The organism is Acuticoccus kandeliae (genome assembly GCF_003073115.1).
The window spans coordinates 412,790-428,937 of sequence record NZ_QBBV01000004.1; the positions used below are offsets into that span (position 1 = coordinate 412,790).

The 16,148-nt window shown below is 63.1% G+C and carries 14 protein-coding genes and 2 pseudogenes; 10 read left to right on the plus strand and 6 right to left on the minus strand.

Going from position 1 to position 16,148, the window contains the following annotated elements; all coding sequences use genetic code 11:
- Positions 1-120: 120 nt before the first annotated feature.
- The gene (locus DBV35_RS31490) at positions 121-891 is read left to right on the plus strand and encodes a tyrosine-type recombinase/integrase (RefSeq protein WP_425428497.1); all 771 of its coding nucleotides are present in this window, start codon (positions 121-123) and stop codon (positions 889-891) included.
- 81 nt (positions 892-972) lie between these two features.
- Here DBV35_RS31490 and DBV35_RS25105 read toward each other — a convergent pair whose 3' ends face one another.
- Positions 973-1,929 carry a DMT family transporter gene (locus DBV35_RS25105; RefSeq protein ID WP_108663134.1) on the minus strand — a complete coding sequence of 319 codons (957 nt, stop codon included), beginning with the start codon at positions 1,927-1,929 and terminating at the stop codon, positions 973-975.
- Positions 1,930-2,018: 89 nt separating this feature from the next.
- On the opposite strand from DBV35_RS25105, the gene DBV35_RS25110 reads away from it, so the two are divergent.
- On the plus strand, positions 2,019-2,873 hold the full coding sequence (locus DBV35_RS25110) for a LysR family transcriptional regulator (protein WP_108663135.1): 855 nt from the start codon (positions 2,019-2,021) through the stop codon (positions 2,871-2,873).
- A gap of 643 nt (positions 2,874-3,516) precedes the next feature.
- A complete protein-coding gene (locus DBV35_RS25120; protein WP_108663136.1) occupies positions 3,517-4,761 on the plus strand; it encodes an MFS transporter in 1,245 nt (414 codons plus the stop codon).
- 269 nt (positions 4,762-5,030) lie between these two features.
- Here the strand turns inward: DBV35_RS25120 and DBV35_RS25125 are convergent, their stop codons facing one another.
- Positions 5,031-5,750: a sigma 54-interacting transcriptional regulator gene (locus tag DBV35_RS25125; protein WP_211100048.1), complete on the minus strand. Its 720-nt coding sequence runs from the start codon at positions 5,748-5,750 to the stop codon at positions 5,031-5,033.
- On the minus strand, positions 5,732-5,911 hold the full coding sequence (locus tag DBV35_RS30905; protein ID WP_211100049.1) for an RNA repair transcriptional activator RtcR family protein: 180 nt from the start codon (positions 5,909-5,911) through the stop codon (positions 5,732-5,734). Before DBV35_RS30905 ends, DBV35_RS25125 begins: the two co-directional genes overlap by 19 nt.
- Positions 5,912-5,913: 2 nt before the next feature.
- Between DBV35_RS30905 and DBV35_RS25130 the strand changes: the two are divergent.
- Both DBV35_RS25130 and DBV35_RS25135 read left to right on the plus strand, forming a co-directional pair.
- Positions 5,914-6,523, plus strand: a pseudogene (locus tag DBV35_RS25130) (RtcB family protein); the annotation flags it as partial.
- Positions 6,524-6,560: 37 nt separating this feature from the next.
- Positions 6,561-6,741: pseudogene (locus tag DBV35_RS25135) on the plus strand (IS5/IS1182 family transposase); the annotation flags it as partial.
- 85 nt (positions 6,742-6,826) lie between these two features.
- Here DBV35_RS25135 and DBV35_RS25140 read toward each other — a convergent pair.
- Positions 6,827-7,690 (minus strand): VHL beta domain-containing protein, encoded by an 864-nt coding sequence (locus tag DBV35_RS25140; RefSeq protein WP_205648858.1) that lies wholly within the window; start codon positions 7,688-7,690, stop codon positions 6,827-6,829.
- Between the two features lie 1,161 nt (positions 7,691-8,851).
- Between DBV35_RS25140 and DBV35_RS25145 the strand changes: the two genes are divergently transcribed.
- The gene (locus tag DBV35_RS25145) at positions 8,852-9,355 is read left to right on the plus strand and encodes a recombinase family protein (RefSeq protein WP_108663138.1); all 504 of its coding nucleotides are present in this window, start codon (positions 8,852-8,854) and stop codon (positions 9,353-9,355) included.
- 81 nt (positions 9,356-9,436) lie between these two features.
- On the opposite strand, the gene DBV35_RS30380 is transcribed toward DBV35_RS25145, so the two are convergent.
- Both DBV35_RS30380 and DBV35_RS30385 read right to left on the minus strand, forming a co-directional pair.
- Positions 9,437-9,913, minus strand: coding sequence for a hypothetical protein (locus tag DBV35_RS30380; RefSeq protein WP_205648859.1), 477 nt, complete (start codon positions 9,911-9,913; stop codon positions 9,437-9,439).
- A gap of 908 nt (positions 9,914-10,821) precedes the next feature.
- Positions 10,822-11,244, minus strand: a complete 423-nt coding sequence (locus tag DBV35_RS30385) for a hypothetical protein (RefSeq protein ID WP_157961970.1) — start codon at positions 11,242-11,244, stop codon at positions 10,822-10,824.
- 442 nt (positions 11,245-11,686) lie between these two features.
- Here DBV35_RS30385 and DBV35_RS25150 point away from each other — a divergent pair, with 442 nt between their 5' ends.
- From DBV35_RS25150 to dctP, 4 genes are all read left to right on the plus strand, one after another.
- Positions 11,687-12,529 carry a VOC family protein gene (locus DBV35_RS25150; RefSeq protein ID WP_108663139.1) on the plus strand — a complete coding sequence of 281 codons (843 nt, stop codon included), beginning with the start codon at positions 11,687-11,689 and terminating at the stop codon, positions 12,527-12,529.
- A gap of 10 nt (positions 12,530-12,539) precedes the next feature.
- On the plus strand, positions 12,540-13,391 hold the full coding sequence (locus DBV35_RS25155) for a fumarylacetoacetate hydrolase family protein (RefSeq protein WP_108663140.1): 852 nt from the start codon (positions 12,540-12,542) through the stop codon (positions 13,389-13,391).
- Positions 13,391-15,034, plus strand: a complete 1,644-nt coding sequence (locus tag DBV35_RS25160; RefSeq protein WP_108663141.1) for a bifunctional 3-(3-hydroxy-phenyl)propionate/3-hydroxycinnamic acid hydroxylase — start codon at positions 13,391-13,393, stop codon at positions 15,032-15,034. The genes DBV35_RS25155 and DBV35_RS25160 overlap by 1 nt, the downstream gene beginning before the upstream one ends.
- Before the next feature lie 107 nt (positions 15,035-15,141).
- Positions 15,142-16,128, plus strand: coding sequence for a TRAP transporter substrate-binding protein DctP (dctP, locus tag DBV35_RS25165; RefSeq protein WP_108663142.1), 987 nt, complete (start codon positions 15,142-15,144; stop codon positions 16,126-16,128).
- Positions 16,129-16,148: the final 20 nt, after the last annotated feature.

Below are 16,148 nucleotides of genomic sequence, written 5' to 3' on the forward strand. Positions count from 1 at the left end.
GACACGCCCGCAGCGGATGTCACACCAGACGACGTCACCGACTAGCTCAGGCAGCTTAACGATCGCGGCGTGAAGCCGCGCCATCCGCGCGCCCACCTCCACGCGGCGTTCGCGCATGCGATGGCTGCCGACTATGACCCGACCCGTCCCGTCGCAGCCGTGCGGTTCGGAATCCAGGCGAACCCCGTTACCTCCGTCGGAGGTCCTCGCACCAGCGGCGTTCGGGAACGCTTCCTCACACTCGAGGAACTCATGAGGGTCTGGCATGGATTCGGCGGCGCGGACATTGCGCCGACGATAACCGCCGCCATCCTAGGCATCATCGCCATGGGCGGCATCCGTGTAGAAGAGGTTGCCTACGCGCGGCGGGACCAACTGTTCGAGCGCGACGGCCGCACTTGGATCTCCTGGCCCAAGACGAAGAATGGCCGAGCGCAGGAGCTTCCCGTCACCAGCCCCGCGCTCGAGATCTTCACCTGGTCACAGCGGATGACGGGCGGCTCGCCGTACCTGTTCCCCTCGCCCGGCCGTGACGACGCGCACATTACCGGCAACGCCCTCCCCCGTGCCGTCCGTCGCTGGTGCGAGGCGACCGAGATGGAGCCGTGGCAACCGCGCGACCTCCGCCGGACGATGAAGACGCACCTCAACGACCGCCACCCCGATCTTCGCGCGATCGGCATGGGTCGCCAGGATGGATCCATTTCCGGGGAGCGCGAGCCCCAGCGCCTCGTTGGGGCTGTTCAGCGAGTTGACGCCAGAGCAGGAGCCGCAGGGTCGGGCAGGCCGCCTGCTCCACGGCTGATACGTCGGCGTCCATGTAGTGGAGCCGACGCTCTACAACTTTCTGCGCCTGGTGGAAGCCGTGACGGTTCCCGGTCCCGCCCCTGACCGACCGTGGGCGACACGCGGCGAGCACGGCGATCTATCAGCGGCGGCAGGCCGTGGATCGGCCAGCGGCGCATGCAGATCTCACTCTGCGCGGGGAGTACGCCCCTCAAGAACAGGACCGTCATCGTGTTTCTCGCGCCATCGCGGCCGAGCAGCCCCGCTCCTCTCTCGGACGGCCCCAAGATAGGTCAGGCCAACGCCGCAGAGGACGGCGACGACGCCGACCGCTACATTGGGGCCAGCAGGTTCGCCGAGCAAAACGTGGCCATAGATGGTCGCCGTGACAGGATTGACGGCGACCGAAACGGTGACGACGGTCGCTGTCGTGTGAGCGAGCGCGAACGCCCACAACAGAAAGATGATCGCGCCGCCAACGATAGCGAGGTAAGCCACGGCCGCCCACTGAACCGGTTCGAGTGCAGCCATCGACGGCAACGGCCTGAAAATCAGTGACATCGCGCAAAGGCAGGTCGCGCCCGCGCCCATCCCCAGTGTCGTGAAGGGCAATGGTCCGTTCTGCGAGATGAACGGGCGCGAGAGCACGCTGTAGAGCGCCATGCAGAAGGCGGCGGCGACCATCAACAGATCTCCGCGCCACGCACCCTGTGGCGCGTCCGCATATCCGAGGCCGAGCGCCGTCGCCACGCCCAGGATCGCAACCAGAACGCCGAGAGTCTTCTGCACAGTCGGGCGCTCGCGGCCGAGAATGGCTCCAATGACGACCGCCAAGAGCGGGAGGGTCGATAACGCAAGCGCCCCTCGTGCCGCCGTCGTGTGTATCAAAGCCGCGTTGAACAACAACGGGAAGACACAGAAGAACAGGACGCCAAGCGCTGCGATCGGCGGCCAGTCTCGCCGCACCGGCCATGTCCTTCGAGCGGCCGCAACGATCGCAGCAAGAATGATGAACCCCCCGCCAAAACGCAGGACACCCATCGCCACCGGGTCGAGCGCCATTGTGAGGAACCGCGTCGCTCCGATCGCTGTCCCACCCAACGCGCTCGACAGAACTGCTGCAAGTGCACCGCGAGCCTGCATCGCCTGATCCCCGTTCGACGGCTGAGGACTAGGCGGAGTTCTTCAACAACACTATCAAATTATCTGCATCGTCTTTATTGTCTTTGGTTATGAAGCCGCGTCTCGATCCCGACCTATTGCAAGCCTTCGTACTCGTCGCCGAGTTCGGGTCCTTCACGAGGGCGGCACAGCGCCTCAACCGATCGCAGGCGGCCGTCAGTCAGCAGATCAAGCGGCTCGAAGAGCGCGCCGGGCATGCCCTGCTCCTTCGCTCCACTGCGTCGGTGGAACTGACGGCGACGGGGCGAGACTTTCTAGGCGATGCCCGGCGCCTCGTTGCGATGCATGAAGCCGTGTTGACCCGGCTTAACGGCGACGGCGTGGCTGGTCGCGTGCGTTTGGGTGTCATGGAGGACTACGGCACCAAACGTCTTCCGCCCCTCGTCGCCGATATCGCCGCGCGCTTTCCCGACCTCGACATCGACATGGAGGTGGGATTGACCGCGCCGATGCTGAAGCGTCTGGGAGACGACTTCGAGATCGTCATCGCGATGCACGCGTGTGGCGGATCAGACGGCGAGCTTATTCAGATCGAGCAGGCGGTGTGGGCGGGCTCGCGCAAGACATTGCCGCTTGGTCGAGGTGCACTCCCGTTCGCGCTTTCGACGACGGATTGCCTGTTCCGCAAGTGGGCGAGTGATGCCCTCGATGCGGCCGGAGTGTCTTGGCGCCTCGCCCACACCAGCGCCAGTCATGCGGCGGTCGAAGCGCTCGTTTGCGAAGGGCTGGCGCTCACCGTGATGAAGGGGAGCATGGTTCCGACGGCGCTTCGGAATGTTGGCGACCTCTACGATTTGCCGTCTCTTCCCAATGCGGAGATTCGGCTCCATCGCTCGCCCACGCTCAGCAATGTCGGCATCATCGTCGCGAACCACATTCGCGACCGTTTGCGGACCACGTCCTGACATCGCGATAGAGCGTAGGCTGGGGATTTCAGAACGTATGCGGAAGGAGGTTGCGATGGGGGGCCTTGGGGCGTCACCAGAACACCAGCACGGCACCACCCTGCCCTTGCCGGCGATCAAAAATACATATGACAATATCCTTTATCCATCAGCCCCTTAGGGGCTTTTAGCCCCGTCGCCCCTTCTGTCCCGCAAGCGCCTGAAGCGCGTCGAGGTCTGGGCCGGCAGACTGGCGTTGATGCCATCCATCACCGACCGCGTCGCGCGGTCCCATTCGGCGACGATCAGGATGTCCGGTGCCGAGGGCATCGATGGCGCGCTCGAGCTGAGGACGGTTCTTCACCGCCTTGCCGGATGCTCTGCCGAATACAGCGAGTCGACGAGGGTGCGCAGGGCCGTTTCGCGATCCTGAGCCCCCATCATCTGCCCTTTCTGGCCCTGTCCGGAGCGCATCTGAGGGCGATTGCATAGACGTTTCGGCTTATCAGCCCGTCGGAGGCGCTCGGGACACGTGCTGAACCGCGCCCGCGCGATACACGCGAATTCTAGTGGCGAGATTGCGACCTTCCGAAGAGGAGTTTTCTGCCAAGCTCTCGGTTGCGTGGTAGTGGCCGCTGCCGCAACGTTCGTTCGGAGAGGCGACATGCATCCTGCCAAGCTGGCGCTCGCCGCCGTCGTCATTGTCGACATGATGGGACAAGGGCTGGCGCTGCCGATCTTCGCGACCCTCCTCACCGACCCCGCCGCCGGCTTCCTGCAGCCGGCGATGGCCCGGCGGGCCGGCGCGTTCGACTACAGCCTTCTCATCGGCCTCTTCTTCCTCGCCTGGTTCCTCGGCGTCGTGTTCGTGAGCCGCCTGTCGGACGCCATCGGCCGCAAGCGCGGGCTCCTCGTGTGCCTCACCGGCCTCATGACGGGCTACGGCCTCACCCTCCTCGCGATGGCGATCGACAGCTTCCCGCTTCTCGTCCTCGCGCGCTGCATCGCCGGGTTCACCGCCGGGACGCAGCCGATCGCCCAGGCGGCGATGGTGGAGCTGTCGGCCGACGAGGCGGAAAAAGGGCGCAACATGGGCCTCGTGGTGCTCGGTGGCAGCCTCGGCCTGATGGTGGGGCCGATCATCGGCGGCACCTTCTCCGACCCCGACATCGTAGGCTCCATCGCGTCGCTCTGGCTCCCATTCGCCATCGGCGGCGGCCTCACCCTCCTCGCCATCGCCCTCGTCCTCGCCTTCTTCCGCGAGGGGCCCGGCGAGCGCATCGCCTTCACCTTCCGTCCGTTCGACGTGGTGGGGCTCCTCCTGGAGCTCCGCCACTTCCCGGCCGCGCTCAGGATCTCGGCGGTCTATTTCTTCTTCATGGTGACGCTCAATGTGGCGTTCGTGTTCATGGCCACCTACCTCTCGGGCCGGTTCGGCATGTCGGCGACGGGAACGAGTATCGGCCTCCTGGTGTTCGGCACCGTCACCGCGGCGACGAGCGCGCTCTTGGTAGGGCCGGTGCAGGCGCGCCTCTCCAGGCTGGTGATCGTCTTGATGGGAACCGTCGGCATGGCGGCCGCATCGCTGATCTTCGTCGCGACGGCGTCCGCGCTCGTCGCCTACGCCGCCCTCGGCCTGCTGGGACTCAGCTTCGGCCTCGGCTACCCGATGCTTCTCGCCATGTATTCGGCGAGCGTTGAAGCGACGCGGCAGGGCTGGATCATGGGGGTCTCTGCCGCGCTCTTCACGCTCGGCGCGGGGCTCGCCTCGCTCCTCAGCGGCGAGTTGATGGCGCTCGGCCAGCGCACGCCCTTCTATCTCGGCGCGGCGAGCGCCGGCGTCGCGCTCCTCCTCCTCGCCCTCCTGTGGCAGACGCCGCGCCTTCGCACCCTCGCGGGCTCGGCGTGAGGGGGCGGGCGTGGCCCGGACGCCGCCGGCGAAGGCGCTCGCCGTCGCCTGGTCGAGCATCGGCTCGCATGCCCCTTAACCGCCGGCATGCCGATAGCGGACCAATGGCCGCTCCAGAATACCCAAAAGTCTTCGCAGAGGAACGGAGGAGACCCTTCGAGAAAGGGCCAGCGTCAGACTTGTCGAGAGCAAAGGGCATTATCGCGACAACGACGGACTATTGGATCGTTCGTCGTCCATTGGCGCCGCAGAACTGCGCGGAGTGCCCATTAGGATTTCGTCCCGCAAATGTCCTCCCAGGAGAGTTCGAAGCGGTTGAGGTACTTGCGCAAGCGATCCGCGTCGTTGCGGCTCGCCTTCCGAGCGCGTGAGACGGCGAAAAGGGCGCGGCCGGCGGCGCTGAGGTTCGGGGCTGTGCGGCAGGCGCGAATCACGGCTGCGAGCTGTAAGCGGTCGAATGGGTCGATCGCAGCGGCGCGCTCACCGAGAACGGCCTCGACAAGCTCGGCGTCGGGATCGTGCACCTGTGCCGTCCATTGGGCGGCGAGGAGCGCCACTTCCTCCTCCACCATGACGAGCGTGATCCGTCCGCGCGGGGCGAGGACGCAGAGCCGCTCCACCGACGCGCGAAGGTCGCGGAAGTTGCCCGGCCACGCCGCACGCGGGTCGAGAGCGAAGCGCAGGTACTGCTCGCGCGCGTCGGCGTTGAAGCCGATTTTGGTGCCGGTCGTCCGCGCCATGCGGGCGAGCTCGTGGTCGAGGTTCGGCTCGATGTCCTCGCGCCGGTCGGCGAGCCGAGGGAGGAGGAAGGCCCACAGGTTCAGCCGGGCGTAGAGGTCCGACCGGAAGCGACCCTCGGCGACGAGCCGGCCAAGGTCGCGGTTTACGCCGGCGATGACGTGGAAGGCGGAGCTGACCGGCGTGTCGGCGCCGACCGGCAGGAACGAGCCGCTCTCGATCGCGTCGAGGATCATCGCCTGCTCGTCCAAGCCGACGGCGTCGATCTCGTCGAGATGGCATTGAAGGCAGGATTCCGCGTCTCGATCCCGGCTTTCAGGAGGCGGTTATGGCTCTCGGTGACGAGATCGAAGCGCTGCTGGATGCGGTCATAGCGGCTGAGGTCGAGGTCGATGATCTCGAGTGTCCCCACCTCCTCCCCCCCCGGACGAGGGCCGCGCCTATTGGGAGGCGGCTTCAGCTCGTCCGCGCATGGACGAAGATGAACCACGCGGTGCTCCATGACCGGACCGCGGCGGCACTCGGGATCGAACCCGTCGATCGCGTCTGGAACGAGCACAATTTCGTCTTCCGCCGCCGCGGGCTGTTCCTCCACGGCAAAGGCGCAACCCCCGCCTTCGAGGGCTACGCTGAGGACGCCTCGGGCCTGACGCTGATCCCGCTCAACATGGCCGAGCCCGTCCTCGTCACCCGCGGGCGCGACGCCGCTCACGCCCTCGGCTTCAGCCCGCATGGAGCGGGGCGGAATTTCTCGCGGTCGGAACACCGTCGGCGGATGGGCGGCCGGACGCCGAGGTCCCTCCTGGCGGAGGAGACGGCGGGGCTTGACGTCCGCTTCTTCTGCCGCCGCATCGACCCGTCCGAACTTCCCTCAGGCTACAAGCGTGCGGATGTGGTGGTGAGTCAGATCGAGCGCTACGGCCTGGCGACGATTGCCGACCGGATCCTTCCCTACGGTTGCATCATGGCAGGCGATGTGCCGGCGCCGTGGCGTGAGCAAGAAGCGGCGCGTGCTCGCACCTGAAACAGGGCGGTTTTTGAGGGCGCCCTCCGTAGAGGAGATCACCAGGACCGGAGAGCGCTTCTGGCTGAGCGAGGAAGTGTTCACAGGCCTGGCTCCACAGTTGCCGACCGACACGCGGCGGCAAGCCGAGGGTGGATCATCGCCGGGTGATCGGCGAGAGCGCCCACGTCCTGAAATCCGGCTGCCGCTGGAAAGACGCGCCAGAGGTCCGACAACCCGTTCGGTGACGAGGGGAACCGCCCGCTGGGCATCCTTCACATCGACGATCTGCTGCGCGGTGGGACCGGCTGACCGGCCCCCTCCTCAGTCGTCGCCAAAGATCTCCTCAATGCTGTCGCCAGGGGTGTGCGCGGTCATCACGTGGCCCACGCAGTTGCCCGCGTCGTCGACGGCGATCCAGGAATGGCCGACATAGGTCGGCTGCCGGTAGTCCTGTCCGTGGGCCAGCTCCTGGTACAGCCGGCGCTCGCCTTCTTGGTCGATCCAGTAGATCCGCAGCGGCCGGAAGCTGCTGTTGGCGATGTGAAGCGTGGCCGGCTGGGAGGATTGCGCGGACCTCAGGCTGCCGGGAGCGGGGCAGCCGTCGGCTCGGGCCCCAGCAGGATGGACGGGCGCCGCCCGGTCGCCCGCATTGGCGTCGCGGCCGCGCTCCACGCACTCCTGCACCTTGAGGCTCGCCGCGGTCACCCCGGCGAGGGGGATGTCGTAGTCGAACTTTTCGACGCCCAGCACGGCCTCGTTGCCCTTGCGCAGCCCGTTGAGCTCGGCCTGGCCGAGCCAGGCGATCGTCCACCCATCGACGGACGTACCGGAGATATAGTCGCCGCCCCGGCCGTAGCCCTGCCCGCTTCCGCGGCCGTCGATCCGCAGCGTGCCCTGCCAGTCCGGCCGCGAGGCGACGGGAACCGCGAGTTGCCACTGATGCCCGTCCCACCCCAGCCGGACCGGCGATCCGTCGCTCCGGCTGATCTCGGCGACGCAGTATGCGTGCCCGCTGCGCGATCCCGCCGTGAACACCAGCCAGCCGCGCGTCTCCGCGTAGTCGATCTCATCGCGCTGCATTGGCCCGACGATGTCGTGACCTCCGTACGCGTTCTGCTGGGCGTGGGCGGGCGCGGCGATGCTGGACACGAGAGCAGCGAAAACGGCGAGGAAGCGGGGCGTCATGAGACCTTCTCGGCAGGGGAAGACCGCGCATGCGGCGCGGGTGTCGCTACGCATGAAACGTGTCCAGTCACGTCGCGCATCACTGGAGCACACGTCACAGGAGTACGGATCGCTCCGTGCCAACACGATCGGGTCAACGTCAAGCGACTTTTGGCGAGTGGCTTCGTTCGACCACTCTTGAATGGCCAGTCTGGACGATAACTCCGGCTTCGGCAGCTATCGGGTTGGCGCGTTGCGGGTGATCGCTCTCACTCGCAATAACTAAGGCTTTTGAGTCATGACTTCGACCCTAAGGGGTTCTGAGTCTCTCAAAACAATCTCTTGTAATAAACCCCTCAAATCACACGCAGTCGAGCGCTGACCGTGCAACACCGATCAGCGGAGATGCGTTGTCGGCGGCAGTAAAATATCCTCATCATAATACTCAAAATAAGGGCAGATACCGTACGCCGGCCTGGATGAGCCACGGGGGTCAGAGCAGGCTCGGCAATCAATCTGCCGGTGCATCTCTATGCCGAGGTGCAGGCCTACTTCTCAGCGCGCACCAAGGCTCGCGGCGTCGAGGTCGGGCAGCTCGTCAATGAACTTCTTAAGAAGAACATAGAACTCGTCGAGGCGGCCCGATAGTCACCGATGTAGAAACGTCCGCACGGAGCGGGCGCTTGCGGAACAAACACCTCCACTATTGTGAGCGGGCGGACCACACTGCGTTCCTGTAGAACGTGATCGCCGCCCGCAGTAGCATCGATAGATCGCTTCCATCCTGACGGAAGAATGCTTCACCAAGACATGGGCCAGAAACCACCACGGTATATACAGCCCCGTCAGGACGAGCTCCGTCAATTTTCACTACAGCACTCACGCCATCTCGTCCGATTGCGTCGAATACCGCCATCAGGCCCGCAACGTCACGCCACAGCGCTGCCTGCTGCTCACTAACATGTCCCTCGGACATCAACTCACTGACTAGTTTTTGGTTGTGCATTTCAAAATCTCAATGACCGAGAGCCTTGGCAATGTCCTCGACACTTCGCAGATTGCCCGTTGCAACGCTGTCAATGGTAGACCGAATCCTCGCTGGATCAGCCCCAGAACCAAGTAGCCGTTCAGGTGTAGTGGCCCATCCCGGTCTTGAAGGTGAGGTTGCCGTTCGCGGCGTAGGTGTTTCACGAAAAGGCCTCGGGGGCGCAGCGCGATCGGCCGGAGCTCGCCGCCGCGGCCCACTATATTCGCAAGGGCGACACGCTCGTGGTCTGGACGCTCGACCGCCTGGCGCGCTCCATGAAGCAGCTCATCGAGACGGTCGAAGCCCTTGAGGCCCAGGGCATCGGCTTTCGCTCCCTGACGGAGGCGATCGACACGACCACCTCCGGGTGCAAGCTGGTCTTCCACATTTTCGGCGCCCTCGCCGAGTTCGAGCGATCCATCATCCGCGAGCGGACCCGCGCCGGACTCGACGCCGCGAAGGCGCGCGGGCGTAAGGGTGGTCGGCCGAAGACGTTGAATGATGCGGACCTCAAGGCGGCGCACGCCATGCTTGCCGAGGATACATTCACAGTGAACGACGTCGCCAAGCGTCTCAATGCTCCACCGGCAACGTTCTATCGTTATCTGCCGCCTGCAAGAGCCGGGGCCACTCGGAGACAAGCTCACACGTATTTTTGACGAAAGTTCAATTTAAAATACGAGCAAAATACCTTAACATTATTCTTACATATTATAAGATATATTTATTATTCATTAAATTTAATCGATCTTTCGCAACACTGCCTGTTCAAACTTTTGAATGAAACGCGTATCGCCCTCTCTGAAATACCTTAAGCATTTATTGCATCTAGATAATATAATATCCAAATCAGATTCAAGATCACCAGAAACTGGTAAACTATTAATATCCAATAAGTCTATTATTTCGCTTGGTAAATTACATGAACCGGGCAGGATCCAACACACGCTCATCATCCTTCTTACGTCGAATACGGTAGTGTTATTAACATGCGCTAGAAAAAAAATCCTCTCCCCAGCATGACGTTTAGCTAGTAATTCAGATGAAGGAAAAGCCTCCTTGACCTTTCTCTCCCCCCTATAAACTGACAATCTATTATGCATTATATCTAAAGCATAAGTTATAATATACAAACTTGATTCAGAAATGGCACCCTGATCTGCATTCAGAACACTTAATAAATCATCGGAATCGTCTACGAAGAAATCTTCAGCCATAAATTTCTTAAAGAGAATATACCTTTCTCCTCGGCCCAAATCATTCGTAGCCATAGTGGTTTACCTTTGGATCGTTAAAGTGACGGACACGATTCTGCGTTGGATCGTCCTCGAAAGACTCCCCATTTCTATCGTCCCTGATCTAAACTTTGTCTCCTGCCCATCGACAGCTCCCTCTCCGCGCCGATTCCCTTCTTAATTTCTCGCCAAGGCCGCACCGCTGTCGCGCCCTTCTCCCGATTGGAAAGCGTCTGAACGGATCGCCGGAAACGCTCTGTCGTTGTCTTGCCGGCCGAGCGAATCAGGGCTCCTCGTGAAGAGACCTTTTTTCCGCCTGGCAGGCACACGCCCACTGTCTTTCTGACGGCCCGTGCCCTGGAATTCACTTCAGACATGAGCCTTCGATTCCGCCCCCTCGCGAAAAACAAACGTTGGGTTCGACGAACTGATTTACATTAAAATGGAAAAACTATTCATTGCTCCCACTCGGCCAAAATTCGCTGATAACGAACGAAACAAGAAGCAGCATCCAGATCGCAATTGATATCGCGCCTGACCATAGAATTGCGTCTCTTGTAAGAAGGCCATACTTGATCGACCCAGCAATTACAAAGAATATTGCGAAACAGACACCATACTTGATTGATTGAATAAACTTCTCAATCAACCTCGGTACGACCGCTCTTTTCTGATCCATGGGCCTACCGAAATTCATGAATTGATCAACAGTTCATGGAAGGTCGCTCAACGGTGGTGCCTGTACGCCAGACAAGACGTCGATGTCCACGGCCCCAGCCGTTCGGAGGGGGCGGACCGGTCGCCTACACGCGAGGCGAGAGGCCTCCACATCGTCGATGACCGCATGGACCGCTTGTGCGCGACCATGCCGAGCCAGGGCAGTTACGATTTCACCCACGCTGATCGACAATTTCGGTAATGCGCTGTATCGGCACAGTTCTAAAACTCTCAGGCACATCCTCGCGAATTGAGCAAGACTCGACGATAGCTGATACCCTAAATCTCAACATCAACCACCGGAGAACCAACCGAACTCTATCATTTTCTTCACTTAATATATTCCACTTAGGAAATTCGTCATATCTTTTTATTAAAATATTCCCGACAATGTATGATGAAAACATAACCGCCACCCAGCCTTCGTCATCTGGGCTGAACTTGATTTCGCCAAAACTCCGAAGAGCACCTATAACAGACAACTCCGCAAATATTTCTTCATCAATATCCAACGAAGAAATCAAACGCCAATATCTCTCATACAATTCCGTTGGTATTCCTGACGCGCATTCGCGCGAAAAATCCACTTTCTGCACTTAATTCTCCTATGCATAACGCCATAGTAGGGAGTGCGCTCCTTGCCCTGCGCGCCGCAGACCTGCGCTGCATTGCCCCCTTGCGCCGGGAAGAACGCTCGCAAGGTGGTTCCGCGCGTTGTTCACCAGTGTCTCGCGCCGTCTTTTGCGCACCTTTTCAACACGCGACGCCACGCAGCAACCAGCCCTTGCGCGCCATGACACACGCCTGAGGCATCGGACTTCACCGACCACCCGCCGCCGCCGCATCGGAGTCTGGCCGATCCATGAGCATGAGCCGGATCAGACGGAAGAGACAGGGGCAGATCGGTGGATTGCAGCCGCCGCCTCGCCCCAACGACGGCTAACGCGGTGCTCACCCTTTCATTATCTCGTTGACTTTCTCATATTTTGATAATATTGGATACATTAACGATCTAGATTACCAAAAAGGTGCTCCGGCATGGCTGAGTCCATTCCCGCGATCCAGGCCTCGGCCTACCTCCACCACGTCGCCATGGAGAGCCCCGATCCGGAGCGGCTCGCGGCGTTCTACGGGACGATCATGCAGATGCGTGCCGCCCCCGCGAGCGCGGGGGAGTGGCGGTGCGAGGGGCCGGCGCGGCGCTTCGTGGCGGTGAAGGGTGCGGCCCGGAAGATGGCCTATGCCGGCCTTGCCTGCCGGGACGAGGATGCCGTGCGCGGCCTCCGGGCCTACGCCGAGAAGAACGGGCTCGAGGTGCTGGCGAGTCCGAGCCCCTATTTCGGCAACGAGGCCTTCGCCGTCCGTGATCCCGACGGCCATCTCATCTGCTTCGGCACCGCGCGCTCGCAGGAGCGGTCGGAAGGTCTTCACGCGCCGACCCAGCATCTGACGTTCGCGAGCTTCGACGTCGAAGCCTTCCGCGACTTCTACCATGACAAGCTGGGCTTCGCCGTCTCGGACATCGTGGTCCATCCGAATGGGAGTCTCGCCACCTGCTTCACGCGGTCCAATCACGAGCACCACACGATCGCCTGCTTCAAATCCAACCGCATGGGCGTCGACCATCACTCCTATGAGGCGGGCGACTGGGACCGGATCCGGGACTGGTGCGATCATTTCGCGGCCCACGACGTCACGCTGATGTGGGGACCGGGACGACATGGCCCGGGCAACAACCTCTTCGTCTTCATCGAAGACCCGGACGGAAACTGGATCGAAGTCTCGGCCGAACTCGAAATCATCCACGACCGGCAGGTTCAGTCGTGGCCGCATGAAGCGCGCACCCTGAACCGCTGGGGCGACGCGATCCTGCGGTCCTGAGGAGGTCGAGATGCGCTATTTGAGCTTTGTCCGCACCGGGGTCCCCGGCTTCGGAATCATGGTCGATGGCGGGATCGTCGACCTCACCCGCCGCGCACCGGGGGGCGCGCGATCGCTGCGCGATGCGATCGCGGACGGACGCGGCGACGAGATCGCGGCGCTCGCACGGGGTCGCACGCCCGACTTCTGCCTGTCGGACGTGACGCTGCTGCCGAGCATCCCGGACCCGGCGAAGATCCTCTGTGTCGGCCTGAACTACGAGACTCACCGCGCCGAGACCAAGCGTCCGGACGCCAAGCATCCCACGATCTTCACCCGTTTCGCGGACACCCAGGTCGCGCACGGGCAGCCGATCGTGAAGCCGCCCGTGTCCGACGCGCTCGATTTCGAGGGCGAGCTCGCCGTGATCATCGGACACGGCGGCCGCAACATTCCGCCGGAGCGCGCCTTCGACCATGTCTTCGGATATGCCTGCTACAACGATGCGACGATCCGGGACTGGCAGCGCCACACGCACCAGTTCACCCCCGGCAAGAACTTCTCCGCGACGGGGGCCTTCGGTCCGTTCATCGTCACGCCCGACGAGGTGGGCGACCTGCGCGAACAGACGATCGAGACGCGCCTCAACGGCGAGACCATGCAATCGGCTTCGCTCGCCGACCTGATCTTCCCGATCGAGACCCTCATCGCCTACTGCTCGGCCTTCACGCCGCTCTCCCCCGGCGACGTGATCCTGACCGGCACGCCGGGTGGGGTCGGCGACCGGCGCGACCCGCCCCTCTACATGAAGCCTGGCGACGTGGTGGAGGTGGAGATCTCGGGCGTCGGGCTCCTGTCCAACCCGATCGTCGCCGAATCCTGATGCTCGCGACAGATCGCCCGACGCCGGCGCTCGATGCCGACATCATCGTCGTCGGCGCCGGCCCGACCGGGCTCGTCCTCGCGAACCTGCTCGGCCAGCGTGGCGTGCGCACGCTCCTCCTGGAGCGCAGCGCCACCACCGTGCAGGAGCCGCGGGCGGTCTCGATCGATGATGAATCGATGCGGACGATGCAGGCGATCGGCGTCGATGACGAACTGATGCCACTCCTCGCGCGCGGCTACGGCTCGCACTATCGCGGCCCCGACGGCGCCGTCTTCGCGATCGTCGAGCCGAACTCCACCGAGTTCGGCTTCGACAAGCGCAACGCCTTCCAGCAGCCCGAGCTCGAGGGGATCCTGGGGGAGAACCTCAAGCGGCACGCCTCGCTGGACGTCCGCTTCAATTGCAACGTCGTCGCGGTGGCGCAGGACGAGACCGGCGCGAGCGCGATCGTCGAGGACCGGGGTGGCCACACGACGCTGCGCGGGCAATATCTCGTCGGCTCCGATGGGGCGCGCTCGCTGGTGCGAAAGTCGCTCGGGATCAACCTCACCGGGTCGAGCTTCGAGCAGCAGTGGCTGATCGTCGACATCTTCAAGACGCGCAACCGATTTCGGCACACCGAGGTGTTCTGCAATCCGCGCCGGCCGGGCATCACCCTCCCCGGCCCCCGCGGCACGCGCCGCTATGAGTTCATGCTGCACCCTCACGAGACCGAGGCGTGCGCGCTTCAGGAAGACTTCGTCAGGACGCTCCTCAACGAGGTCGGACCCGACGGCGATGCACCATTGCGGCGCGTGAAGGCCTACATGTTCCACGCGCGGGCCGCCGAGCGGTGGCGCGACCGACGCATCTTTCTCGCCGGCGACGCCGCCCACCTGTCACCCCCATTCGCCGGGCAGGGCATGAACAGCGGCATTCGCGACGCGCATAATCTCGCCTGGAAGCTCGCGGAAGCCGCGCACCGGGACGTACCGGCCGCCTTCCTCGACAGCTACGAGGCGGAGCGCAAGCCTCATGCGCAGGCCATGATCGACCTCGCCCTCAGCATGGGCCGGGTCATGATGCCCCGCTCGCGCCTGCGCGCGGCGCTGACACGCACCGGCTTCCGCCTCCTCGGTCTCTACAAGCCGGCGCGCGATTACGTCTCGCAGATGCGCTACAAGCCCAAGCCGCGTTTCCGCGAGGGGCTGCTCTGGCCGGACGAAGCGGACGGCAGGGACATCGTCGGCCGCCTGTTCCCGCAGCCGATCGTTGAGGACGCGGACGGCGTCCGCGTGCGCCTCGACGATGTGCTTTCCGTCGGAAGCGCCGTCATCCTCTTCGGCACCGACCCGGCCGCACTCGCCGCCGCGCCGGACTTTCGCGCGGTCGCGGACACCGGCGTCACGGTCGTCGGGATCACCCCCAATTGGATCAACCCGGCTGAGGCGCCGTTCAAAATCGTGCGCGACGCATCCGGCGGTCTGTCGGACCTCGCCCGGACCAGCCACCTCGACCACGCCATTCTTCTGCGCCCCGACCGGTATGTCGCGATCGCCGTCCGGTTCGAGCGGATCGGCGCGCTCGTCCCCGCCCTTTCGAAGATCGGCGCTGTCACACCGGCCGCGGCGGAAGCCGTGCCGCTCGCTCGACAAATCTGATAAATTACTAAGTGAATATTTGACAAATTACCATAAAATGATAATCTGAATGAACGAAATCAGATCCTGAAACACGAAATCTGAACTGACGATCTAGGGAGATACGGATGAAAAACGCTCTTGCTGCCGCGCTCGTCGGCCTCACCGCCGTCATGGGCGTGTCGACCGGCGCCACGGCCCAGACGGTGCTGAAATACGCCCAGGGCCTGTCGATGACCGACAATCACCAGGCGGTCGGCGTGACGGCCTTCCAGGAGGCGCTCGAGCGCCTGACCGACGGGCGCTACACGCTGCAGATCTTCCCTTCCAGCTCGCTCGGCGGCGAGCGCGCGATGGCGGAAGGTCTTCAGCTCGGCACCATCGACCTCGCGCAGCTGACGATCGGCCCGCTCGGGAACTGGGTGCCCGAGGTCGACATGCTGACCATGCCCTTCCTGTTCCGCGACCTCGACCATGCGCGAGCGGTTCTCGCCGGACCGATCGGCGACGAGCTCCTGGCCAAGTTCACCCCCGAGACGTTCATCGGCCTCGCCTGGACCGAGGACGGTGGCATGCGCCATCTCTTCAACAAGCTGCGGCCGGTCCGCACGCCCGAGGACATGGCGGGGCTGAAGATCCGCGTTCAGGAGAACAAGGTGCAGACGCTGGCGTTCGAAGCGCTCGGCGCGCTGCCGACGCCCATGGCCTTCCCGAACATGTTCAGCGGCATCCAGCAGGGTGTGATCGACGGGGGCGAACTGTCGCTCACCACGATCCGCTCGAACAAGTTCCCGCAGGTCGCGCAATATCTCTCGCTCACCGGCCACTTCTACAGCGGTGCGATGTTCCTGATGGCCCCCTCGACTTGGGCGGGCCTCAGCGATGAGGACAAGGAGAACTTCCGCGAGGCGGCCCGGATCGGTGCGCAAGCAAGCTACAAGTACATCGACGACACGTTCCAGAGCAACATCGACCAGTTCCGCGAAGGCGGCATGGATGTGATCGAGGACGTCGACATCGAAGCCTTCGAGGCGAAAGTCGCGCCCGTCTATGAGAACAACTACAATGAGATGTTCGGCGCCGATCTGATCGAACGTATTCGCTCCACGGAATAGTTCCCACTCCAAGGCTGCGC